The following is a 22,505-nucleotide window of genomic DNA, read 5'->3' as shown; positions in this document are numbered from 1 at the left end:
GTCTCAAGCGCCGAGGATGGGGTCATGGTCGCCGCTCCCACCTCCGCCCCCGCCGTGGACGCCGTCCACGCCGCTGCCCCGTCGGCCCCCGCCGTGGACGCCGTCCACGCCGCTGCCCCGTCGGCCTCCGACGCCTCACAGCCGGCCCCCGGTGCCGCCGGGACGCGCGACCTCGCCTGGCTGCGCGACCAGTTCGCCACCACCGGGGGCTACCTCAACGCCGCGACCTGTGGCCTGCCGACCCGCTCCACCACCGAGGCGATGGCGCGCGACGCCCGGCGCTGGACCACCGGCGACGTCTCCCCGGTGACCTACCACGACGACGTGGAGCGCGCGCGGGCCCTGTACGCCGGCCTGGTGGGTGTCCGTCCGGAGCGGGTGGCCACGGGCTCGCAGACCTCCGTGTTCGCCGGCATGATCGCCGCAGGGGTCCCCGACGGGGGCGAGGTGGTCGTGGTGGACGGCGACTTCTCGAGCCTCGTCTACCCCTTCCTGGTGCAGGCCGACCGCCCGCACCCCACCCGCGAGGGCGGCCGCATCACCGTGCGCTCCGTGCCCCGGGCGGAGCTGTGCTCCTCGCTGGGCGAGAACACGGCCGCGGTCGTGTTCAGCCACAGCCAGTCCGCCTGCGGGAGCCTCACCGGCATCGATGAGGTGACGGGCGCCGCATCGGAAGTCGGCGCCCTGACCGTGTGCGACACCACCCAGTCCGTCGGCTGGTCCCCGGTGGACGCCTCGGCGGTCGACGTCACCGTGTGCTCGGCCTACAAGTGGATGTGCCACCCGCGCGGCGTCGCATACATGACCGTCTCGGACCGGGCCATGGAGGCACTGGTCCCGGTGAACGCGGGGTGGTACGCCGGCGAGGTCATCTGGGACTCCATGTACGGCCCGGCCATGCAGCTCTCCGGCCGCGCCTCCCGCTTCGACGTCTCGCCCGGGTGGCCGCTGTGGCCCGGGGCGGTCGCGGCGCTGGAGGACTTCGTGCAGGTGCCGGCGACGCAGCTGCGTGACCACTCGGTGGCCCTCACCAACGCGTTCCGGCGGGGGATGGGCCTGGATGACTCCGACTCGGCGATCGTCAGCCTGGGCCTGCCCGACGAGGCCGCCGTGGCCGCTGCGCGCGCGGGCCTGACGCTCTCGCAGCGTGCCGGGGGAGTGCGCCTGAGCTTCCACGTGTGGAACACGCAGGCCGACGTCGAGGCCGCCTTGGGGGTCCTCACCCCCTTCGTGTCGTCCACTGCCGGGGGATCCCTGCGGGGCTGAGCCCCGGTCCGGTGTGGTGCGCTGCCGGAGGGGGCGCACCACACCGATCGGCACCCCGTCGCCGTCCCGGGGCACGGGCCCGATGTGGTGTGATGCTTCCGTGCCCGAGACCCACCTTCCGGACCCCGCCGGCGCGCAGATGGCTGCCGCCCGGGACGAGGCGCACCACGGCCCCAGCTGGCGCGGTCCGCGCCGGGGCACCGCGCTGTGCCTCTCCGGTGGGGGCTTCCGTGCGGCGCTGTTCCACCTCGGGGCACTGCGCCGCCTGAACGAGCTGGGGATGCTCGGGCAGCTCCGCACCGTCTCGGCCGTCTCCGGTGGGTCCATCGCCGCGATGCTGCTGGCCGACCCGCGCCTCGAGTGGCCGGACCCGCACGACCTGTCCGAGAGCATCGACTCCGCCGACCTGGTGGAACCCGATCCCACCGCCCCGCCGCTCCCGCGCGGCGACACCGTGCCCGGTGGGCTGTTCTCCGCGCCGCGAGTCCGCGGCTTCGACGAGTACGTGGCCGAACCCCTGCGCCGCCTGACGCGCCAGAACCTGCGCACCCGGGCGATGGTGTCCGGCTTCGGCCCCAAGGTGCGCCGCTCGGCCGACACCAGCTCCCGCGCGCTCGCCGACCGCTTCGTCGACCACATCGACTGGTGGGCCCGCGACCTGCGCGACGGCCACCGCACCAGCGGGCCCGCCGTGGTGGTGGAGGCCACCGAGCTCGCCCACGGCGTGAACTGGACCTTCGCGGACTCCCGCGCCCACCCGCCGCACGGCCGGGTGGGTGACTACCGGCTGGGGTACGGCGCGCCACCGGCGGGGCTCCGCATCGCCGATGCGGTCGCCGCCTCGAGCGCCTACCCGCCCTACTTCGCCCCGTTCGACCTCGAGGCCTCCGCGTTCGACCTCTCCGGGGGACGCGTGGGGCAGGTCGATGCGGCTGCGGCGCCCCGCATCGACCGCACCATCCAGCTCGTGGACGGGGGGATCTACGACAATCTCGCCCTCGAGCCGGTGTGGCGCGACCACGCCGGGGTGCTCGTCAGCGACGGGGGGGCGGTCTTCCGCGCCCGCAGCGCCCGGACGCCGCTGGGCCGGATCCTGCACGTGATCTCCATCGCCTCCGGCGGCGGTGAGGTCACCCGGCTTCGGTGGCTGCACTCGGCCTTCAACTGGGGGGTCCTGGAGGGGGCGACCTGGGCGATGGACTCGCGCGTGCCGCAGAGCTACCCCATCGAGGTGGCGGTGCGGATCAACCAGATCCGCACGGACATGGACTCATTCAGCGAGGCCGAGCAGAAGATCATCGAGCGCCACGGGTACGGGGTCGCGGACTCAGCGGTGCGCCGCTACGCCCCGCAGCTGATCATGCGTGACGCGCCGGCGCGCTACCCGCACCCCGAGGTGGCCGATCCCGACGTGGCGCTGCGGGCGCTGCGGGGCTCGGGGCGCATGTCCGTGCTGGGGCGCCGTCCCCCTCGCTCCGGGAGGGAGCGTCGTGTCCGCTGAGGGGGTGCCGGGCGCCGGTGGGTCGGGCGACCAGGGCGTCCCCGAGCTGGCGCCGGTCGTGACGCTCCCGCCCCCGGTGGAGGCCGCGCCGCAGGAGGTCGAGGCGCTCGCCCGCCTGCTGGAGCGCCACCGCCTGGCCGTGGTGACCGGGGCGGGCATGTCCACCGCATCGGGGATCCCGGACTACCGCGGGCCCGATGGGGTGCGCCGCGTCCAGCCGATGACGATCGGCGACTTCCGCGCCGGCCCCGAGTCGCGACGCCGGTACTGGGCGCGGGCCTTCGTGGGCTGGGAGCGGTTCACCGGGGCGCAGCCGAACGCGGGGCACCGCCTCCTGGCGGCGCTGCAGACCGAGGGCGTGGTCTCCGGTGCCGTGGCAGGCATCACCGGGGTGATCACGCAGAACGTCGACGGGCTGCACCAGCGGGCCGGGTCCCCGGACGTGCTCGAGCTGCACGGGACGCTCTCGGCCATCGTCTGCCTGGTCTGTGGGGCGGCCGAGTCGCGCGAGAGCATCCAGGCGCGGTTGGCCGCGGCGAACCCGCACCACCGCGACATCGTGCTGGGCGGGGCGCAGGTGCGGCCCGACGGTGACGTCGCACTGGACGAGGAGACCGTGGCCGCGTTCCGCACGGTGGAGTGCTTGGTCTGCGGCTCGGACGAGCTGAAGCCGGACGTCGTCTACTTCGGGGAGAACGTCCCCAAGCCGCGCGTCGCCGACGCCTACGCGATGGTGGACGCCGCCGACGGCCTGCTGGTGCTCGGCTCGAGCCTGAAGGTGATGAGCGGCTACCGCTTCGCGCGGCACGTGCACCGCGCCGGCGGGCCGGTCGCGGTGGTCACCCGGGGGTGGCACCGCGCCGACCGCGAGGCGAGCCTCACGATCGACGCGATGGTGGACACGACCCTGGCGGCCGTGGCCGACGTGCTCGGCGTGGGGATCAGACCCGACGCAGCACCGCGGTGACCTTGCCCAGGATGGTGGCGTCGTTGCCGTCGATGGGGTCGAACAGCGGGTTGTGCGGCTGCAGCCAGATCTGGTTCTTGACCTTCTTGTAGGTCTTCACCGTCGCCTCGTCGTCGAGCATCGCGGCCACGATGTCGCCGTTGATGGCGGCCTGCTGGCGGCGCACGACCACCCAGTCGCCGTCGCAGATGGCGGCGTCCACCATCGAGTCGCCCTTGACGCGCAGCAGGAAGAGCTCACCGTCGCCCACGATCTGGCGGGGGAGCGGGAAGACGTCCTCGATGTGCTCCTCGGCCAGGATCGGGCCGCCGGCGGCGATCTGCCCCACCACCGGTACGTACGAGGCCGGCGGGTGGTTGTCCGCGGCCTCGGACGGGTCCCAGGTCTCCTCGTCGAGCTTGCGGTAGCCGCGGTCCCCGGGCCAGGCGGCATCGAGGATCTCCAGCGCCCGGGGGCGGTTGGGGTCGCGGCGGATGTAGCCCTTGCGCTGCAGGGCGTTGAGCTGGTGCTGCACGGAGCTGGCCGAGGCCAGCTCCACCTGCTCAGCGATCTCACGCATGCTCGGCGGGTACCCGCGCTCGTCGATGGAGCGGCGGATGACCTCCAGTACACGCGTCTGTCGTTCGGTCAGTGGCTCGGTGTTCCGCAGCCCGGGCTCGTTCTTCCGGATGGCCATGGTGTTCCCCCTTCGCGGGTCGTCGAGGCGGTCGTCGTCCGTCGTGGCCGGATCACGCCGCCGCCATCGTGAGGACCAGGTCCTCATTCGATTCGTTGAGATTCCAACGATTCCTCGATGTTGTCGGTGGTCACCGCTTGACTTCGGGTGTTGTCGGGAGATCGCTCCACCCGCTCCCCGGGAGACCCGGTGAACCAGGTGGGGAGCAACGAGCTCCCGCCAACCGTGTGGTCACAGACTACGACGGAAAGCCTGCCAGCGCGGACATTCGTTCGGGCGTGTCTTGGCGATCGTCGCTCACCTGTGCTACACATCGTACAGAGTTGCGACGGACACACGTCTCAGCCTGTGGATGGACCCGTACGACGCGTTCGAACAGGGACCGGTCCCCGGGGTCGAGGGTTCCGTTCGCCCGACCGAAGGAGATGGCATGACTGCGATGACGATGGAGATGAGGCCCGCCGGCCGACGAGCTGTCGCGGGCGGACGTGCTGGAACGACGGCGCCGCGCATGCGCCTCACGGCCCGGGGCCGGATGGCCCGGCAGCTGCTGGGGCTCGCGCTGGCCGTGGTCGTGGTGCTCCTGCTGGCCTGGCAGGCCGCGGGGGTCGGCGGGGACGCCGGCTCGCAGCGGGTCGTCGTCGGGCCCGGGGAGACCCTGAGCCACGTGGCGGCCGAGCACCTGCCGGGGATCCCGGTGGAGCAGGGCGTGCTGATGGTCCAGGAGGCCAACGGTCTGGGCACCTCGCAGGTGGAGGCGGGCCAGGAGCTGGTCGTTCCGCGCCCCTGAGCCCTGGGTGCCCTGGGCGGTGCTCGACCGACCGGGACGGGTGTGGGCCGTGCCGGCGGGGGTGTTCAGTCGAGGGGCGTGCCGGTGGCGCGACGCCACATCGGGCCCAGGCCCTCGAACGGTGCGAACCACCCGGAGATGTGCACGTCCATCACCACACCCTTGATGCCGGCGGTGAGGAAGTCCCCGGCACCGCGGACGATCTCGATGGGCTCCTTGGCCAGGAGGTCGGCGGGCTGCTCGGGGTCGATCATCCCCTGCTCCACCGCGAAGTGCCGCGCCCGCTCGCTGCTGGTGAAGCCCAGCAGCATCATCACGCCCTCGATCTCGGCGGCAGCGGGGGCGACCGAGCCCTCCGGGCCGGCCGGCAGGAACCACCAGCGGGGCAGCGCGAAGCCGACCTTCCACAGGGCGGTGATGGTGTCCTGGTCCCCGCGGTTGCGGGTCATGGCGTGCAGGCGGTCGGTCTCGTTCGGAGCGGGCATCGCGAGGTCCATGGCGCCACTCCACCACACAACCTCGCGCGGCGGGTGACGACACCGCCACAATGGGTTCCGTGAGTGCTCGCCGACGTCCCGCGCCCGGCCCCTCGGGGGTGCCCCGGGCGAGCGCGCGCCCCGGCCGGGCAGCCCGTCGAGCAGCCGTCGCACTCTCTTTGGCAGCAGTGGTCCAGGGGCTGGGGTTCGGCGGCGCGGCGCCCGCGGGTGCGGCCCCCTCCGGCTCCGTGCCCGTCGCCGCGGACCGGGCGGGAGCCCACCCCTCGTGGTCCGCGGACCCCACGCCCTCCTGGGGCGTGGACTCGCTGCCCTGCCGGGACGTGCTGTTCGTCGGCGTGCGCGGCTCGGGGGAGAAGGCCCCGTGGGGCGGAACGGTCGAGGGTGTGCGGACGATCCTGTCCGAGGAGCTCGACCGGCCCGCCAACCAGATCTGGCTGGACTACCCGGCGGTGTCCCCGCACACGCTGGGGACCCACGACCTCGAGGCGCACGTGCTGGACCCGGCCCCTCCCAGCTCGGACTACTTCGACTCGGTGGAGGAGGGCTCCCAGGAGCTCACCCGCGTGCTTGGCCAGAGCGCCCGGCGCTGCCCGGGCCAGCAGGTGCTCCTGGTGGGCTTCTCGCAGGGCGCACAGGTGATCACCCGGGCCGTCGCCGGCGGCGCGGACAGCTCGACGCTCGCCGGCGCGCTGCTGCTCGGGAACCCTGCCCACCACCCGGGGCAGAACGCCCGGGAGGTCGACGGCCAGGTGGACACGCCCGCCATCGGTCTGGCGGCCACGCTGACCTACCTGCGCGCGCAGGCCCGCCCCGGTGACGACACCACGCGGCGCGAGGCGGTGCACAACCTGGTGGACGAGGTCTTCGCCCTGCACGAGGGCAAGGTCTCCAACGGGGTGATCGCCGGGACCCTGAACACCGCGCACGAGGTGGTGCCCGCCCGGCTGTACTCCCGCATCCTCTCCGTGTGCAGCGAGGGTGACCTCGTGTGCGACGCGGCCCCGGCGATGAGCCGGATGCTCACCTCATCGAGCTCGATGCAGGACGAGTTCGCCGCCGCCCGCCCAGTCCACGGCGGCTACAGCACCGACGTGGTGCGGACCGCCGCCGAGGAGCTCGCCCGGCTGGTGGGCGAGGCGGCTGCGGCCCCGGAGGAGCCGTCGGGGCCGCCCCCCGAGCCGTGGGTAGACCCGCCTCCCAGCGACGACCCGGGGGCCGGGCCCACCGTGTCGCCCTCGGGGGACGCGGAGCCCACGGCGGACACCTCCACGGGCGCGGGCGACGGCCCCGAGGGTGGGTCGGGTGACGGCGACGCCCGGGCCGCTGGTGCCTCGGGGGAGACGGGGCCGGCGTGGCTGGTGCCGCTGCTGGCCGGCGCGGTGGGTGTGCTGTCGCTCACCACGCTGGGCCTGTCGTGGGCCCTGTGGAGGCGCCGGTGAGCCCCTGGTTCACGCGTCGCCGCCTCATCGGCCTCGTGGTGCTGCTGGCGGTCGTGCTCGGGCTGGTGGTGGGTGACGTCTTCCTGCGCCAGTACGTGGAGAACCGTATCGAGTCCGAGGTCGGCCAGGTGGCCGACGGGCGGGTGACGGCGGACGTGGAGGGCTGGCCGGCCACCTGGCAGGTCGTGCGGGACGACTACGACCGCATCACCGGGCAGGTCGACGGCGCCGTGGCGACCGTGCTGGCCGAGGAGATCGTGCTGGACGTCGACGTGGTGGCCCAGGACGTGCGCGGCCTGGCCGGGGGCGAGGTCGTCATCGGCAGCGGCTCGGGCAGGGCGGCGACCCGGTGGGAGGACCTCTCCCGCGTGACCGGGGTGGAGCTTTCCGGCGACGACGACGGCATGCTCACGATCACCACCCAGGTGGGCGTCCTGGGGGAGCGGCTCCCGGTCCGCGTCACCGGGCGGCCGGTCGTGGACAGCCGCTCCGGCCAGCTCGGGCTGCAGGACGCCCAGGCCAGCCTCGATGAGGTGGACGTCCCCCAGGACGTCATCGACGGGCTCCTGCCGCGGGTGTCCACGTACGTCTACCTGCCGACCTTCGAGGGCCTGCGGTGGACCGGTGTGCAGGTGACCCAGGACGGGGTGGAGCTCGACTTCCGGGCCGAGGAGATGACCGTCCCGACGTGGTGACCCGCCGGTGCGGTCCACGGGGTGCGACGCGCCGCTGCCGGGGGTGTGCATCGGTGCGCCGGTGCGCTCCTGGCGGGTGTGACCCAGTCGTCCCCGGCCGCTGCTTGCACCACGCCCCATCGACCCGTAGTCTCTACATCTAGTGGTCGGAACTGCTCAGGACCACAAGATAAGCCACATTTCGCGCAAACTAGGGGTTTCCGTGCACTGTCCATTCTGCCGCCACGAGGACACCAAGGTGGTGGACTCGCGCGTCCAGGACGAGGGCACGCTGATCCGTCGGCGGCGCCAGTGCGCGGCCTGCGAGCGCCGCTTCGGCACCATCGAGTCGGCGACCCTCAGCGTGGTCAAGCGCTCCGGGGCCAGCGAGCCCTTCCGGCGCGACAAGGTGATGTCCGGGGTGCGCAAGGCGTGCCAGGGACGGCCCGTCACCGACGACCAGCTGATGCTGCTGGCCCAGCAGGTGGAGGAGAACATCCGCGCCTGTGGCCACGCAGAGATCGACGCCCACGAGATCGGCATGGCGGTCCTGCCCGTCCTGCGCGAGCTCGACCTCGTGGCCTACCTGCGGTTCGCCTCGGTGTACCGCAACTTCGACTCGCTGGCGGACTTCGAGGACGCCATCGCCGAGCTGCGCCAGGACGCCACCCGTGAGGGCCCGGCACCGGGCGCCACGGAGCCCGAGGTTGTCGGCGCTCGCTGACACGCTCACCGCATCGCGCCCCCCTGCACGAACCCACCCGAAGAGACACCCGGCGGCCCGGCCGCCCACCCGCCCCACACAGGAGAGGTCATGACCGACACCACACAGGCTCCCGCAGCGACCCAGCAGTCGGGCGGTGGACTGACGATCAACCGCATCCACACCACCCCCGGCGTGCACCCCTACGACGAGGTGACCTGGGAGAAGCGCACGGTCGAGCAGACCAACTGGAAGACCGGTGAGGTGATCTTCCGCCAGGAGGACGTCGAGTTCCCGTCCTTCTGGTCGGCGAACGCCTCCACCATCGTCACCACCAAGTACTTCCGCGGTGCAGTGGGCACCCCCGCCCGCGAGACGGGGCTGAAGCAGCTCATCGACCGCGTGGTGCTCACCTACGTGGGGGCGGGCAAGAAGCACGGCTACTTCGCCACCGAGGACGACGCGCTGGTGTTCGAGCACGAGCTCACCTACGCGCTGCTGCACCAGATCTTCTCGTTCAACTCCCCGGTGTGGTTCAACGTGGGCACCAAGAGCCCGCAGCAGGTGTCGGCCTGCTTCATCCTGTCCGTGGACGACTCCATGGACTCGATCCTGAACTGGTACCGCGAGGAGGGCTTCATCTTCAAGGGTGGCTCCGGCGCCGGCCTGAACCTCTCGCGCATCCGCTCCTCCAAGGAGCTCCTGAGCTCCGGTGGCAACGCCTCGGGCCCGGTGTCCTTCATGCGCGGTGCCGACGCCTCGGCGGGCACCATCAAGTCCGGTGGCGCCACCCGTCGTGCGGCCAAGATGGTCGTGCTGGACGTGGACCACCCGGACATCGTGGAGTTCATCGACACCAAGGCGCGCGAGGAGGACAAGATCCGCGCCCTGCGTGACGCGGGCTTCGACATGGACCTCGGCGGCGACGACATCACCTCCGTGCAGTACCAGAACGCCAACAACTCGGTGCGCGTCTCCGACGAGTTCATGCGCGCCGTGGAGAACGGCGAGGAGTTCGGGCTGCGCTCGCGCTCCACCGGCGACGTGATCGAGACCGTGAACGCGGCGGACCTGTTCACCCGCATGGCCAAGGCCGCATGGGAGTGCGCCGACCCGGGCATCCAGTACGACGACACCATCAACCACTGGCACACCAACCCCGAGTCGGGCCGCATCAACGCGTCCAACCCGTGCTCGGAGTACATGTCGCTGGACAACTCGTCGTGCAACCTTGCGAGCCTGAACCTGCTGAAGTTCCTCAACGACGACGACACCTTCGACGTCGAGCGCTTCCAGGCCGTGACCGAGCTGGTCATCACCGCGATGGACATCTCCATCTGCTTCGCGGACTTCCCGACCGACCCGATCGGCGAGACCACCCGCAACTTCCGCCAGCTGGGCATCGGCTACGCCAACCTGGGCGCCCTGCTCATGGCCACCGGCCACGGCTACGACTCCGAGGGTGGCCGCCAGCTGGCCGCCGCCATCACCTCGCTGCTCACCGGTGCGTCCTACAAGCGCTCCGCCGAGCTGGCCGCCGTCGTGGGCCCGTACAACGGCTACGCCCGCAACGCCGAGGCGCACAACCGCGTGATGCGCCAGCACCGCGACGCGAACGCCGAGCTCGCGCCGCTGCACGAGATGGACGCCCACATCCAGGACGCCGCGACCGAGGCCTGGGACGCCGTCGTGGCCCTGGGCGACGAGCACGGCTACCGCAACGCGCAGGCCTCCGTGCTCGCGCCGACCGGCACCATCGGCTTCATGATGGACTGCGACACCACCGGCATCGAGCCTGACTTCTCGCTGGTCAAGTTCAAGAAGCTCGTCGGTGGCGGGTCGATGCAGATCGTCAACCAGACCATCCCGCGCGCGCTGAAGCTGCTGGGCTACGACCAGGCGGCCACCGACGCCATCGTCGAGTACATCGCCGAGCACGGTCACGTGGTGGACGCCCCCGGTCTGGCCGAGGAGCACTACGAGATCTTCGACACCGCGATGGGGGAGCGCGCCATCGCGCCGATGGGCCACGTCCGCATGATGGCGGCCGTGCAGCCCTTCCTGTCCGGCGCCATCTCCAAGACGGTGAACCTGCCGGAGCGGGCGACCGTCGAGGAGATCGAGGAGGTCTACCTGGAGGGCTGGAAGTCCGGCCTGAAGGCGCTGGCCGTCTACCGCGACAACTGCAAGGTGGGCCAGCCGCTCTCCAGCGGCAAGGGCGAGAACAAGGGCTCGGCCGACGACGGCACCCCGGCCTCCGAGGCGTCCGCCGCCCCGGTGGAGAAGGTCATCGAGTACCGCCCGGTGCGCCGCCGCCTGCCGAAGCGCCGCACCGCGCAGACCACGAGCTTCGCCGTGGGTGGGGCCGAGGGCTACCTGACCGCCGGCACCTACGAGGACGGCTCGCTGGGCGAGATCTTCCTGAAGTTCGGCAAGCAGGGCTCCACCCTGGCCGGGGTGATGGACGCGTTCTCGATCGCCGTCTCGGTGGGCCTGCAGTACGGCGTGCCGCTGGAGACCTACGTGGAGAAGTTCAGCAACCTGCGCTTCGAGCCGGCCGGCATGACCGACGACCAGGACGTCCGCATGGCCCAGTCGCTGATGGACTACGTGTTCCGCCGGTTGGCCCTGGACTACATGGACTTCGACACCCGTGACTTCATGGGCATCCACACCGCCGAGGAGCGTTCGCGCCAGCTCGAGACCGGGTCGTACGCGCCCCAGTCCGGTGAGGGTGAGGACGAGGAGTCCATGGAGTCGCAGCTCGAGTCCTACAGCCAGTCGATCGCCCCGGCCGCGGCCAAGCGTCCGGAGGGCTCGACCAGCGCCCAGCAGGTCGAGGCCGCTGACACCGCCGTGGAGGGTGAGGCCGCGGCCGACGCCCAGGCCACCGTGGCCGGCAACGCCCAGACCGTTGCCGCCGGCGTGCACTCCTCGGCCGAGCTGATGGAGGCGAAGTTCGGCAAGGCCGCCGACGCCCCGCTGTGCATGACCTGCGGGATCAAGATGCGCCCCGCCGGCTCCTGCCACATCTGCGAGGGCTGCGGCAGCACCTCCGGCTGCAGCTGATCGAGCCGAGTGACTGCCGGGTGACGAGCCACCCGGCAGTCACGCTCCGCTGAGGGACCCCGTCCGGGCACCGTGCCCGGGCGGGGTCCTGTGCGTCCGGGGCGAGCCGCATCGGCGGTGGCTGGCGGCAAGGACCGATTCTGTCGTCTCCCCGTCCAACGCGACCCGTGCCCGTGCGTCGGGTTGGACGGGGAGAAGACAGTTTGCGGGGATGGGGAGCCGTGTCGCCCAGACCACGTGTCCCCATGGCGTCCTCGCCCAGTAGCATCACCCTGATGAGCGCGCGGCACCGGCTGGGGGAGCGGCTTGCGACCCTGAGGGGTCCCGAGCCGTCGCACAGCGCTCCCCAGGTGAACCCCACCTGGCGCCAGAACGCCGTGCGGATCGCCTTCGTCGTGGCGGTGGGAGCCATCATCCACATGCTCTCCTACGGCTTCGTGGGCGGCATCGAGGACCCCGAGCTGCGGGCCCAGCTGGAGGAGCTCCGCCTCATCGACATCGGCCTCGGCCTCGTCGCGGTGCCCCTGCTGTTGGCCCGTCGCCGCTGGCCGGTGGTCGTGGCCGTCCTGACCGGCGCGCTGATGCCCTTCTCATCCTTCGCGATCGCGGCCTACCTCTACGCGCTGGTCTCCCTGTCCAGCCGGCGCCGCGTGATCCCCATCCTCGTCGCCCTGGCGTGCCTGGCCCCGGCCTCGTGGGTCGTGCAGACGGCCATGGACCGCTGGGTGCTTGAGCACGAGACCGGCTGGGGCGCCGTCGACTTCCTCGCCAACCAGACGTTCCTGCTGATGGTGGCGCTGGTGTTCGTGCTGCTGGGCTGGAACATCGGCGCCCGGCGCGAGCTGGCCTGGGCCGTCGAGCAGCAGTCCGCCGCCGCCGAGCGGGAGCAGGTGGCCCGCGTGGCGCAGGCCCGCTTGGCCGAGCGCGCCGCCATCGCCCGCGAGATGCACGACGCGCTCGGCCACCGCCTGTCGGTGGTGTCCATGCACGCCGGTGCGCTGGCCTACCGCCAGGACATGCCGGCCGATGAGGTGCGCCAGGCGGCCGGGACCATCGCCGGCCAGGCCCGCACGGCGTTGGAGGACCTGCGTGAGATCCTCGGCGTCCTGCGCTCCACCGACGCCGACGGTGCCCCCGTCGAGGGGTCACCCCAGGTGCCCGACCTGTGCCGCCTCCCCACGATGGTGGACGAGACCGCGGGCATGGGCTGCACCATCGACCTCGAGGTGCCCGAGCGCCTGTGGGTGCAGATCCACGAGAGCCTGCCGGGGTCGACCAGCCGTCACGCCTACCGGGTGGTGCAGGAGGCGGTGACGAACGCCTGCAAGCACGCGCCGGGGCACCCGATCCTCATCGAGATGGGGGGTGCGCCGGGCCGCGGACTGACCTTGCGGGTGGAGAACCCCCTGCCTGCCCCCGAGGAGGCGCCCTCGGACGTCGTCAGCGGCGGCATGGGGCTCACGGGCATGGCCGAGCGCGTCGCCCTGGCCGGGGGCGAGCTGGAGGCCGGCCGGCAGGAGGGCAGCTTCGTGGTGGAGGCGTGGTTGCCCTGGGCCGGTCGGCGCGCGGCCACCCCCTCGTCCACCGACAGGACGGCACAGCTCAACGGGAGCATGGCCCCGTGACCCCCCAGGCGATGCTGATCGGCGTGTTGCTGGTGCTGTTGCTGGCCGTCCTGACGCTCGACCTGCGCGCGGCGGGCCGCCCCGTGGGCGGGACCACCGGCGTCCTGATGCTGGACAGCCGCCAGTCCTCCCACTGCGACGGGTGCCGCCGCGCGGTGCACCTGCGGGCCCGGCCGTGGGTAATGGGCGCGATGGCGATGATCGTCACCGGGCTGGGGCTCGGCATCGGGCTGGCCTACTTCACCGCCGTCCCCACGGGGGTGCCCGGCGCGCTGATGTGCCTCTCGGCGGTGCTGGCGATCGTGCCCCTGGCGTTCGTGAACCACCGCATCTCCCAGCGGGTCCGTGAGGCCACCCGCCACGTGCCCGGGCACTGACCCCCCATCGGGGATCAGAGGCGGACGACCATCTTCCCGGTGTTGCCGCCGGAGAACAGCTCGAGGAAGGCGTCCGGGGCGTTCTCCAGCCCGGTGCGCTCGGTGACGTCCCAGTCCAGCTGGCCGTGCGCGAGCCACGGCTGGACGCGCTGCAGGAACTCGGCGCGCACGTGGTCGTAGGCGCCCACGACGAAGCCGCGCAGGGTGAGGCACTTGCCGATGGCCAGGGCGAGGTTGCGGGGCGCCGGGGGCGGCTCGGTGGCGTTGTACTGCGAGATCGCCCCGCACATCACCACCCGGCCGTGGGTGTTCATGCGCGACAGGGCGGCCTCCAGATGGTCGCCGCCGACGTTGTCGAAGTACAGGTCGATGCCGTCGGGAGCCGCCTCGCGCAGCTGCCCGCCGAGGTCCCCGTCCTTGTAGTTGATCACCGCATCGAAGCCCAGCTGGCGCAGGCGCTCCAGCTTCTCGGGCGAGCCCGCGCTGCCCACCACGCGCCCGGCGCCGGCGAGCTTGGCCATCTGGCCCACGAGGGAGCCGACGGCACCGGCCGCGCCGGAGACGAAGACGGTGTCGCCCTCGGCGAACTCGCCCACGTGGAACAGGCCGGCGTAGGCGGTGAGGCCGGGCATGCCCAGCACGCCCAGGTAGGGGGCCTGGCCGACCTGCTCGGTGTCCACCCGCGTGGCGTCGTCGGCGTCGAGGACGGTGTGTTCGCGCCATCCGTTGAAGTGGGTGACCTCGGTGCCGACGGGCAGGTCGTCGCTGCGGGAGGCGATGACGGTGCCCACGGCGTGGCCGGTGAGGGGCTGGTCCACCTGGAACGGAGGGACGTAGGACTTGACGTCGTTCATGCGGCCACGCATGTAGGGGTCCACGCTCATCAGCGAGGTGCGGACCAGCACCTGCCCGTCCTGGAGGTCCGCCAGGGGGGCGTCCTCCAGGCGGAAGTTCTCGGCCGTCGGCTCGCCCTGCGGGCGGGAGGCCAGCACGATCTGCCGGGTGGTGGTCGGGATGTCGTTCACGGTGTACGCCTCTCGATGGGGTGATGCGTGCGCGGGGGTCAACGAGCGGCGGTGGGGTTGGTGTTCCCCTCGTGCGGGGTGCGCGGTCGCGCCGTAGGGTCGCCGCATGAGAGCTCAGAGAGTTGCGCAGCACGTCGTCCGTCTGGCCTTGGGTGGGTTCATGACCTTCGCGGGCGTCTCACACCTGACCTTCGCGCGGGAGGAGTTCACCGCGCAGGTGCCCAAGTGGGTGCCGGTGGGCGAGGACCTGGTGGTGGTGGGCTCGGGGGTGGCCGAGGTCGCCCAGGGGGTGGCCCTGCTGGCGTTCCCGCGCTACCGGCGCTACTCCGGGTTGGCGCTGGCGGCCTTCTACGTGGCGATCTTCCCGGGGAACATCGCGCAGTACACCGAGGGTGTGGACGCCTTCGGGCTGGACACGGACGCCAAGCGCCTGGGACGGCTGTTCTTCCAGCCGTTGCTGGTGGCGGGAGCGCTGTACGCCGGCGGGTGGTTCGGCAACGGGCGCCGCGATGGCGAGAGCGACCGCGACCGTGACGGCGGGGTGCGCTGACGTGGCGCGGCAGGTGCAGCTCACCCGCGCCACCCTCCGCCCGCGGCGACCGGTGCCGGAGATGGGGGTGTTGGACCCCTCCGTGACGCGGATGCGGGTGCGCCCGGGCGATCTCGACTTCTACCTCCACGTGAACAACGGCACGTACCTGCAGATGATGGACGTGGCGCGCAGCAACTACATCGCCGACGTGGGCGGCTTCCCGCTGTTGAACGAGCGCCGGTGGTACCCGGTGGTGGCCTCCCAGACGGTCACCTACAAGCGGTCACTGACCCTGGGGCAGCGGTTCGAGATCACCACTCGCGTGGTGGGTTGGGACCAGCGCGTGGTCTACCTGGAGCAGCTGTTCAGCCGCGGTGGTCGCCAGGTGGCCCGCGGATGGGTGGCCGGTCGCTTCCTCACGCGGGGGAGCGGGGAGCGGGTGCCCGCGCCGGACGCGATCGCCCTGCTCGATGCGGGCGCCGTCGCCCCGGAGCTGCCCGCCGAAATCGCCGCCTGGGCGCACGCCGTGGGGGTGGCCCACCGCGGGTGACGGTCAGGGGGTGGGCGCGGCGGCCAGAGGAGCGCGAGCCTGGGCCAAGAACTCCGTCGGCGTCAGCTCGCAGGTGTCGTCGATGGCCCCGTCGAGAGTGAAGATCTTGGCGGAGTCGCTCGTGAAGTTGCTGACGCGGTACAGAGAGAACCTGTCCTTCTCTTCCCGGCTGAACTCCACCTCGTTGCGGCTGACGTAGAACCGCGCGCCACTGGGGCGCCGGGTGGTCTTGACCTCGATGAATCGGGTTTCACCGCTGAGGTCGTAGGAGGCGATGTCGTAGCCGAGCCCATCTCCCTCGTCCACGGACGTGTGCCGCACCCGCGCTGCTAGGTCTTCGCGTCCGGCGCGGATGAGGCGTTGGCGTTCATAAGTCACCACGGCTTGCTCGCCGCGGAGCCCGAGTTCTCGGTTGGCTGCCTCAAGGCGCAGGTAGTCGAGTTTGAGCGCTCGACGATGCCGCGCGAAGGACGAGAAGTCCACACGCTCGGGCGGCAAGGTGGTGGTGAACTCAAAGCCGGCCTGTGGCTGAGGTGGCTCTGCCAAGACGAAGTCGCGGGCGTCATCCTCCAGGGTGCGGCCCTGGAACTGCCGCATCGTCTCCTCGAGAAGTGATCGCTGAAGATTGTCGGCTGGAGTAAACCGGCTCTTCACGAACGAGGGTGTAGCGCGGGTCTGAACCCTCCGGCTTCGAGCAGCGACCGAGCGATGTAGTGGGTGAGGTTGCGGAAGCCGAGGGCGGAGCCGCGGAGGTGTTCGAGTCGCCCGTTGATGGCCTCGGTCGGGCCGTTGCTGGTGCCGGGGCGGTCGAAGAACGCGAGGATGTCGCCCGCCCGCTGCTTCATGGTCCGGCCGAGCTTGCGGACCTCGACGAGCGCCGCGGGAACGCCGCTGCTGATCGCAGCGATCACCTCCTGCATCATCGCCTTCGCTTTCTTCTTGTCGGGCTCCCGGTAGGCCGCGACGATGCGCTGGTAGATGCCCCAGGTCGCCTCGACCTCGACGTGCTCCTCGCTCGCGAACACTGCGTCCAGGCGTGCCCGCTGCCGGTCGGTGAGCAGGCTCGCCCCGGTGTGCAGGGTGCGGCGGGCTTTGTAGAGCGGGTCGCCCTTGAGCCCGCGGTGACCGGTGGTGTCTTGCTGGACCCGACGCCGGCAGACATCCAGCGCGTCGCCGGCGAGGCGGACCACGTGGAACGGGTCCATGACGGGGACGGCGTCGGGGAGTTCCTCGGCGGCAGCGGTCTTGAACCCGGCGAAGCCGTCCATCGCGACCACCTCGATCCGCTTCGCCCAGTCCGCGGGGCGGGCGGCGAGCCACTGCTTGAACACCGCCTTGGAGCGGCCCTCGACCATGTCCAGCAGCCTCGCCGGCCCGGTCTTGTTCCTCGCGGGCGTGAGGTCGATGATCACGGTGACGTACTTGTCGCCCAGCCTCGTGTGTCGCCAGACGTGCTCGTCGACACCGATCGTGGTGACCCCGTCGAACCGGGCGGGGTCGTCGATCAGGCGCCGCTTGCCTTCCGCGAGGACGGCGGCGTTCGCGGCACTCCAGGACACCCCGAGACCTGCGGCGACGCGGGTGACGGTGAGGTGGTCGATGACGATGCCCCGCAGCGCCCACTCCAGGCCGCCGCGGGAGATCTTCGCACGCGGCGCCGCTGCCCGCGTCATGTCCTGCCGCCACGTGCGCCGGCAGTGTCCGCACCGGTACCGGCGCACCCGCACCAGCAGGGTCGTCGGCCGGTGCCCGAACGGTTCATGCGCCAGCGGGCGCGTCACCGTGTCCCGTGGCACGCCCTCGACACCGCACTTCCGACACCGCGGGTCGTCCTCGACGACGCGGCATTCGATCGTGGCCCGATCCGGCTCGATCAGCTGGCCGACGGCGACGAGGCCGAGCTCGTCGAGGCGGCAGAACGTGGTCAGGTCAGGGGTCGCGAAAGTAGGGTGGAGCACGTCGAGGTCTTTCGGGATGGCGAGCGTGAAGAACTTCCATCATCCGGGAGACCTCGACCCCTACCCGGCCACCGACGCGCTCAACCGACTACACCCTCGTTCGTGAAGAGCCAGTAAACCCTGGGATCCACGGAAGGTCCAGGCGCTGAAGGGCAGCGCTCACGTTGCGGAACTTGTACTCGACAGCGCTGGTGGACCGGCCGGTCTGCTCGGCCACCCGGCGCGTGAAATCCACCTTGCGGTAGGCCTCGTTCCGGAACTGCAGGGTAAGCATCTCGAGGTACGCGGCGACGGTCGCCACGTTCTCTTCGGCCGACCAGTGTGCGCCGCGCGCCATGGACTCTCCCTTCGCCGTGGCCTCAACCTAGCGGTGAGTTCGCAGGGGTGTGAGCCGCCCCCTTCATTCGGTCCGGACGTTCTGTGAGTCGTCGGTTTCCATTTGATGGGTGCACTGCCGAGCGTACTCGGCTGGGGTTAGGTAGCCGAGCGAGGAGTGCCGGCGGTGGTGGTTGTACTCGTCCTTCCAGTCGCCGATGATGACCTGTGCGTGCAGCAGCGAGTAGAAGCTGTTGATGTTGAGGCACTCGTCGCGGATCCGGCTGTTGAACGACTCGACGTACCCGTTGCGCCACGGCGAGCCCGGAGGGATGTAGGACAGGCCGGTGCGGGTGCCGGCCCAGTCGGCCATCGCCTCGCTGATGAACTCCGGCCCGTTGTCCGACCTGAGCACCGCCGGGGCGCCCCGGGCGGCGACGAGGTCCTCGAGGTGGGCGGTGAGTCGGTCGGCGGTAATCGAGCGCTCCACGAGGCCGCCGATGCACTCCCGGGTGTGTTCGTCGACGATCGAGCAGATCTTGATCGGTCGTCCGTGCTCGTCGGCGTCGAACTGGAAGTCCACCGCCCACACCACGTTCGGCGCGTCCGCCGTCGGCGCGTCGACGGTCGAGGACCCGACGCGCTTGCGTCGACGCCGCTGCGGGACCCGGAGCCCTTCGTCACGCCACAGGCGTTGGATCTTCTTGTGGTTCACCACCCACCCCTCGGCGCGGGCGTCGTGATACGCCCGCCGATACCCGTAGCGGGGATGGTCCTTCGCCCAGGCGCGCAGCCACTCCCTGAGCGCCCGATCCGGGTCCGTGACCGTGTCGCCCTTGAGCGGTCGCCGGTACGCGGAGCGGCTCAGCCCGACCAGACGGCACGCCATCCGTTCGCTCACCCGCAACTTGCGCTTGAGGTGATCGACGGCGGCGCGGCGCCTGTCCGGGCTTAGAAGTTTCCCTCAGCCAGCTCCTTGAGCGCGGCCTTCTCCAGCTCCGCTTCCGCGAGCAGACGCTTCAGGGTCGCGTTCTGCTTCTCCAACTCCTTCAGGCGCTTTGCGTCGTCGGCCTTGAGGCCGCCGTACTGGTTCCGCCACCGGTAGTACGTCTGCTCGGACACCCCCAGCTCCCGGCACACCGCCGCGACGTCCTGACCATCGGTGAGCATCCTGTCGGCCTGCCCGAGCTTACGGACGACCTGCTCCGGGGTGTGACGCTTCCTGCTGTTCGTCATGATCTGACCAGTCTCCCTGCCCGCGACCGCGGGCAACAGGACGACTCTCATAACGACTGGACCCACGAAACGGGGTCAGCCCAGGTGCAGCTGCTGCGGTTACGGCTCTTAGGCGACGGCTCGGGCGTGCTGGTACATCTCCGTAGGCATGGGGCGGTCCAGTTCCCAGACCACCTGCATGGGCTTGGCGCCCTCGGTCTCGACGAAGCGTGCCGTCCCCAAGAGAACGAACGGCTCAGCCGCGCCCCACTCGGTCTTCTGGTTCTGACGCACGAACAGCAGAACGGTTGAGCCGCGCTGCTCGTGGTGGATGTAGCGCTGGCCGGTCGGACTCCCGGGGGAGGTGGCGGATTGAGACTCCCAATGGAACCGGGTGGGGCTCAGGGCGTAGTCCCGGTACATGGTGGTGGGGGAGAACGTCGCGTCGGACTTCACGAGTGTGGTGAGGAGGGCATCGACCTCCCACTGCTGCGAGTACGCCACACCCGATTGGTGGACGGTGCGGCCTGCGGCGTCAGGAATAAGACCCAAGGCCGCCAGGATCTCCGCGCGCGTATAGGTGGCGTGGGATTGCATTCCGCAGGTCGACAGCCGTCCACCCAGCGGCTGGGGGATGCGGTGGATTGAGCCCTCGGCGATCTCCAACCCAGCGAGAAGCTCGGCGCAGGACATGGGGTTCTGCGACAGCTCCGCGAGGTCGGCTTCAAGGCCGTGACTGGGCGTGCGAGACAACAGCAGTGCCTGCAGCATGCGCCCGTAAGTCTGCTGTGTAGGGGAGGCCTCCGAATAGCGAGGAGCGTCCGAACTGAGCCACAGGCGATAGCCGTGGATGCGTGCCATGTCGTCTACGTGGAGGACGTCCGACGCATTGAAGGGAGTCTCCGGGGCCGCCGTGGTCGCCGGCTGGTCCACGAGGCCGGCTTCGCGTCGCAGGCTCGTCCACGCACCGCGTTTGAGAACGGCTTCAGGGGGCACCCCCAGGTGCTGGGAGAAGCTCTGCAACGACAAGGCGCCTTGTGCGCCCAACTCGCGCAGCAGATGTCTCCGGGTCAGGTGGAGGGATTCACGGATGCTCCGGAGCAGCTCCTCCTGGGCCACGTCGTCCAGCACGATCTGCGTGCCCGAGGGGAGGAAGGGGAAGCCGTGTTCAGTTGCGTCAGCCAACCGCTGGCGGGACAGGCCGGTCATCGCGGTAAAGCGCTGCTCGAGGCGGAAGTTCGCATGCTGGTGCCCGACGAAGTCCAGGGCAGTGAGCACCGCCTTGTCGTGATGACGTCGCAACCCGCGGCCGAGTTGCTGCAGGAAGATCGTTGAGCTCTCAGTGGGGCGCAAGAACAGAACCGTGTCGACCTCAGGCAGGTCCACACCTTCGTTGTAGAGGTCCGCGGTGAAGACGACGTTGATCTTCCGGTGATGCAGGTCTTGGCGGACTGAGGATCGCTCTTCATCGTTCGATTCCCCGGTGACTGCCCGGGCGGGGATGCCGGCCTCGGTGAACTTTCGGGCCATGAACTGCGCATGCTGCACGCCGACACAGAACCCGATGGCGCGCATCTGGCGTGGGTCGAGCACCTTGTCTCGCACAGCCTTGAGCACGAGCAGCACACGAGCGTCGTTCCCGGTGTACAGCGACTCCAGCGTGGCGGCGTCGTACCGACCGCGGGTGAAGGCCACTGCGGACAGGTCGGTGTTGTCGTGGACGCCGAAGTAGTGGAAGGGAGTGAGGAGGCCCTCGCTCAAGGCATCCCACAGCCTGAGCTCGTGAGCCGCTCGGCCGCCGAAGAACTCCTGCCGAACGTCCACCCCATCAGCACGCTCGGGAGTCGCCGTGAGGCCGAGGAGCTCCGCGGGTTGCAGGGCAGTGAGCAGACGGCGATAGGTCGCAGCCTGCGCGTGGTGGAACTCGTCGATCACCACGACATCGAAGTGATCCCTGGGCAGCTGCCCCAGCCGTTCGGCCGTGAGGGACTGCACGGTGGCGAAGACGTGCTCCCACCGTCGGGGCTCCTCGCCTCTGCCCAGCATCTCGCCGAACGTCCCATCGCCCAAGATCTCGCGGTAGGTCCGTCGAGCCTGCACGAGAATCTCCCACCGGTGCGCGACGAACAACAGCCGGCGGGGAGTGTTCGTGGCTTCGCACAAACGCTTGTAGTCGAACGCGGCCACGACCGTCTTGCCAGTACCCGTGGCGGCCACCAGCAGGTTCCGGTGACGGTCGTGCTCGACGCGCTCAGCTTCGAGAGCATCCAACATCACCTGCTGGAAGGGGTACGGGCGGTGAGCAAGCCCGGACAGGTCGAGGACGGTGCTCGCCCCTCGGGAGCGCCCGCTCGCTTCTGCCAGAGCGTCGTGCAGTCGGTCGGCGTCGCGGCTGGGGTCAAAAGTCTCGAATGACTCGTCGTTCCAGTAGGTCTCGAAAGTGGCTCGAAACTTCTCCAAGAGGTGGGGCGTCGTGTGGTGTGACAGGCGCACGTTCCACTCCACCCCATCGATCAGGGCGGACCGGGAGAGATTGGAGCTTCCGACGTACGCGGTGTGAAAGGACGTGTCGCGGTGGAACATCCACGCTTTGGCGTGCAGTCGGGTCTGGCGCGACTCGTAGTGAACCTTGACCTGGGCGCCGAAGTTCTCCACGAGGCGGGCTATGGCTCGAGCGTCGGTCGCCCCCATGTAGGTCGTGGTGATCACACGGAAGGGGATGTGCAGATCCTTCAGACGCTTCAGCTCCCGCTCCATGGTGCGCAGCCCCTCGAACTTGATGAAGGCGCACAGCAGGTCCACGCGATCCGCACTCAGCATCTCCGAGGCGATCTCGCGGCCCACGGAGGGCTCTCCCTCGGCGTTGGTCAGCAGCGCCGCGTCAGACAGGGGCGTCGACGGGCGCGCCTCATAGCGGGGCGGCTGACCGGGGCGAGACTCCTCCACCAGGGACACCAATCGGCGGAACCCTTCCGGACCGAGAAGCTGCCGCTCTGCCCCGAGGAAATCCACTAACCGATCCACCACGGCGGACCGCTCAGCGGCGGGGCGAGACCGGAGCACCTCCGCCACGGCTGCAGCGATGTGCCGGGCGCCGCGCTCAGCACTCTCCGCGTCCGGAATGTCCTCGACACGGGCCGTCCACGGTGACGCCTGCACCTTGGCAGCGAGCTCCTGGGTGAGCAACTGGTCGTAGAAACCTTGGGGCAAGTCCTGCTCACTCATCCCGGCAGCTTGCCAGCTCTTACCGACATCCGCCCTCGCACACACCCCCACACGCCGAGGTGCCCCCGCCACAGCGGCGGGGGTACCTCATCCCATCAGCG

20 protein-coding genes are annotated in these 22,505 nt (G+C 70.7%); 12 read left to right on the top strand and 8 right to left on the bottom strand.

The window, feature by feature from the left end; translation table 11 throughout:
• The first annotated feature begins 24 nt into the window (after positions 1 to 24).
• The 3 genes from KSED_RS08460 to KSED_RS08450 all read left to right on the top strand — a co-directional run bounded on the left by KSED_RS08460 (position 25) and on the right by KSED_RS08450 (position 3,734).
• Positions 25 to 1,266 carry an aminotransferase class V-fold PLP-dependent enzyme gene (locus KSED_RS08460; protein ID WP_015779681.1) on the top strand — a complete coding sequence of 414 codons (1,242 nt, stop codon included), beginning with the start codon at positions 25 to 27 and terminating at the stop codon, positions 1,264 to 1,266.
• A gap of 100 nt (positions 1,267 to 1,366) precedes the next feature.
• Positions 1,367 to 2,767, top strand: a complete 1,401-nt coding sequence (locus KSED_RS08455; RefSeq protein ID WP_015779680.1) for a patatin-like phospholipase family protein — start codon at positions 1,367 to 1,369, stop codon at positions 2,765 to 2,767.
• A complete protein-coding gene (locus KSED_RS08450; RefSeq protein WP_015779679.1) occupies positions 2,757 to 3,734 on the top strand; it encodes a Sir2 family NAD-dependent protein deacetylase in 978 nt (325 codons plus the stop codon). Before KSED_RS08455 ends, KSED_RS08450 begins: the two co-directional genes overlap by 11 nt.
• On the opposite strand, the gene lexA is transcribed toward KSED_RS08450, so the two are convergent.
• Positions 3,709 to 4,410, bottom strand: a complete 702-nt coding sequence (gene lexA / locus KSED_RS08445; RefSeq protein WP_015779678.1) for a transcriptional repressor LexA — start codon at positions 4,408 to 4,410, stop codon at positions 3,709 to 3,711. The genes KSED_RS08450 and lexA overlap by 26 nt on opposite strands.
• 430 nt (positions 4,411 to 4,840) lie before the next feature.
• On the opposite strand from lexA, the gene KSED_RS14915 reads away from it, so the two are divergent.
• The gene (locus tag KSED_RS14915; protein ID WP_169307785.1) at positions 4,841 to 5,200 is read left to right on the top strand and encodes a LysM peptidoglycan-binding domain-containing protein; all 360 of its coding nucleotides are present in this window, start codon (positions 4,841 to 4,843) and stop codon (positions 5,198 to 5,200) included.
• Between the two features lie 65 nt (positions 5,201 to 5,265).
• Here KSED_RS14915 and KSED_RS08435 read toward each other — a convergent pair whose 3' ends face one another.
• Positions 5,266 to 5,697 (bottom strand): hypothetical protein, encoded by a 432-nt coding sequence (locus tag KSED_RS08435; RefSeq protein ID WP_015779676.1) that lies wholly within the window; start codon positions 5,695 to 5,697, stop codon positions 5,266 to 5,268.
• A 59-nt stretch (positions 5,698 to 5,756) separates the two neighbouring features.
• Between KSED_RS08435 and KSED_RS13700 the strand changes: the two genes are divergently transcribed.
• From KSED_RS13700 to KSED_RS08400, 6 genes are all read left to right on the top strand, one after another.
• Positions 5,757 to 7,136, top strand: coding sequence for a cutinase family protein (locus KSED_RS13700; protein ID WP_169307784.1), 1,380 nt, complete (start codon positions 5,757 to 5,759; stop codon positions 7,134 to 7,136).
• Positions 7,133 to 7,831 carry an LmeA family phospholipid-binding protein gene (locus KSED_RS08420; RefSeq protein WP_169307783.1) on the top strand — a complete coding sequence of 233 codons (699 nt, stop codon included), beginning with the start codon at positions 7,133 to 7,135 and terminating at the stop codon, positions 7,829 to 7,831. Before KSED_RS13700 ends, KSED_RS08420 begins: the two co-directional genes overlap by 4 nt.
• Before the next feature lie 202 nt (positions 7,832 to 8,033).
• The gene (nrdR, locus tag KSED_RS08415; RefSeq protein ID WP_015779673.1) at positions 8,034 to 8,534 is read left to right on the top strand and encodes a transcriptional regulator NrdR; all 501 of its coding nucleotides are present in this window, start codon (positions 8,034 to 8,036) and stop codon (positions 8,532 to 8,534) included.
• Positions 8,535 to 8,624: 90 nt separating this feature from the next.
• Entirely contained in the window at positions 8,625 to 11,582 is a 2,958-nt protein-coding gene (locus KSED_RS08410; protein ID WP_015779672.1) for a vitamin B12-dependent ribonucleotide reductase, read from the top strand.
• Positions 11,583 to 11,857: 275 nt separating this feature from the next.
• Positions 11,858 to 13,207 carry a sensor histidine kinase gene (locus KSED_RS08405; RefSeq protein WP_015779671.1) on the top strand — a complete coding sequence of 450 codons (1,350 nt, stop codon included), beginning with the start codon at positions 11,858 to 11,860 and terminating at the stop codon, positions 13,205 to 13,207.
• Positions 13,204 to 13,584 (top strand): hypothetical protein, encoded by a 381-nt coding sequence (locus KSED_RS08400; RefSeq protein ID WP_015779670.1) that lies wholly within the window; start codon positions 13,204 to 13,206, stop codon positions 13,582 to 13,584. The genes KSED_RS08405 and KSED_RS08400 overlap by 4 nt, the downstream gene beginning before the upstream one ends.
• 14 nt (positions 13,585 to 13,598) lie before the next feature.
• Here KSED_RS08400 and KSED_RS08395 read toward each other — a convergent pair whose 3' ends face one another.
• Positions 13,599 to 14,609 carry an NADP-dependent oxidoreductase gene (locus tag KSED_RS08395; protein WP_015779669.1) on the bottom strand — a complete coding sequence of 337 codons (1,011 nt, stop codon included), beginning with the start codon at positions 14,607 to 14,609 and terminating at the stop codon, positions 13,599 to 13,601.
• Between the two features lie 106 nt (positions 14,610 to 14,715).
• Between KSED_RS08395 and KSED_RS08390 the strand changes: the two genes are divergently transcribed.
• Positions 14,716 to 15,159: a DoxX family protein gene (locus KSED_RS08390; RefSeq protein ID WP_049758472.1), complete on the top strand. Its 444-nt coding sequence runs from the start codon at positions 14,716 to 14,718 to the stop codon at positions 15,157 to 15,159.
• A complete protein-coding gene (locus KSED_RS08385; RefSeq protein ID WP_081439801.1) occupies positions 15,119 to 15,691 on the top strand; it encodes an acyl-CoA thioesterase in 573 nt (190 codons plus the stop codon). Before KSED_RS08390 ends, KSED_RS08385 begins: the two co-directional genes overlap by 41 nt.
• Before the next feature lie 3 nt (positions 15,692 to 15,694).
• On the opposite strand, the gene KSED_RS08380 is transcribed toward KSED_RS08385, so the two are convergent.
• From KSED_RS08380 to KSED_RS08355, 5 genes are all read right to left on the bottom strand, one after another.
• Entirely contained in the window at positions 15,695 to 16,345 is a 651-nt protein-coding gene (locus KSED_RS08380) for a protein NO VEIN domain-containing protein (protein ID WP_143827364.1), read from the bottom strand.
• Positions 16,342 to 17,649, bottom strand: a complete 1,308-nt coding sequence (locus tag KSED_RS08375; RefSeq protein WP_012801719.1) for an ISL3 family transposase — start codon at positions 17,647 to 17,649, stop codon at positions 16,342 to 16,344. The genes KSED_RS08380 and KSED_RS08375 overlap by 4 nt, the downstream gene beginning before the upstream one ends.
• An 88-nt stretch (positions 17,650 to 17,737) precedes the next feature.
• Positions 17,738 to 17,986 carry a hypothetical protein gene (locus KSED_RS08370; RefSeq protein WP_041290910.1) on the bottom strand — a complete coding sequence of 83 codons (249 nt, stop codon included), beginning with the start codon at positions 17,984 to 17,986 and terminating at the stop codon, positions 17,738 to 17,740.
• A 63-nt stretch (positions 17,987 to 18,049) separates the two neighbouring features.
• A protein-coding gene (locus tag KSED_RS08365; protein WP_115306721.1) for an IS3 family transposase occupies positions 18,050 to 19,200 on the bottom strand; the annotation gives its coding sequence in 2 pieces (ribosomal slippage) (positions 18,050 to 18,930 and positions 18,930 to 19,200; 1,152 coding nt in all).
• A 108-nt stretch (positions 19,201 to 19,308) separates the two neighbouring features.
• The gene (locus KSED_RS08355) at positions 19,309 to 22,404 is read right to left on the bottom strand and encodes a DEAD/DEAH box helicase (RefSeq protein ID WP_015779666.1); all 3,096 of its coding nucleotides are present in this window, start codon (positions 22,402 to 22,404) and stop codon (positions 19,309 to 19,311) included.
• Between the last annotated feature and the right edge of the window lie 101 nt (positions 22,405 to 22,505).

This window comes from Kytococcus sedentarius DSM 20547, from assembly GCF_000023925.1.
GTDB classification, from domain to species: domain Bacteria; phylum Actinomycetota; class Actinomycetes; order Actinomycetales; family Dermatophilaceae; genus Kytococcus; species Kytococcus sedentarius.
Note: the sequence above shows the minus strand (reverse complement) of the source record. Positions and strands in the feature narration are given on the sequence as shown.

Bases quoted from the DNA above. Each gene is read 5' to 3' on its own strand.
- KSED_RS08390 (WP_049758472.1), top strand. From the start codon at position 14,716: ATGAGAGCTCAGAGAGTTGCGCAGCACGTCGTCCGTCTGGCCTTGGGT.
- KSED_RS14915 (WP_169307785.1), top strand. From the start codon at position 4,841: ATGACTGCGATGACGATGGAGATGAGGCCCGCCGGCCGACGAGCTGTC.
- KSED_RS08405 (WP_015779671.1), top strand. From the start codon at position 11,858: ATGAGCGCGCGGCACCGGCTGGGGGAGCGGCTTGCGACCCTGAGGGGT.
- KSED_RS08385 (WP_081439801.1), top strand. From the start codon at position 15,119: ATGGCGAGAGCGACCGCGACCGTGACGGCGGGGTGCGCTGACGTGGCG.
- lexA (WP_015779678.1), bottom strand. From the start codon at position 4,410: ATGGCCATCCGGAAGAACGAGCCCGGGCTGCGGAACACCGAGCCACTG.
- KSED_RS08435 (WP_015779676.1), bottom strand. From the start codon at position 5,697: ATGGACCTCGCGATGCCCGCTCCGAACGAGACCGACCGCCTGCACGCC.
- KSED_RS08410 (WP_015779672.1), top strand. From the start codon at position 8,625: ATGACCGACACCACACAGGCTCCCGCAGCGACCCAGCAGTCGGGCGGT.
- KSED_RS08460 (WP_015779681.1), top strand. From the start codon at position 25: ATGGTCGCCGCTCCCACCTCCGCCCCCGCCGTGGACGCCGTCCACGCC.
- KSED_RS08355 (WP_015779666.1), bottom strand. From the start codon at position 22,404: ATGAGTGAGCAGGACTTGCCCCAAGGTTTCTACGACCAGTTGCTCACC.
- KSED_RS08370 (WP_041290910.1), bottom strand. From the start codon at position 17,986: ATGGCGCGCGGCGCACACTGGTCGGCCGAAGAGAACGTGGCGACCGTC.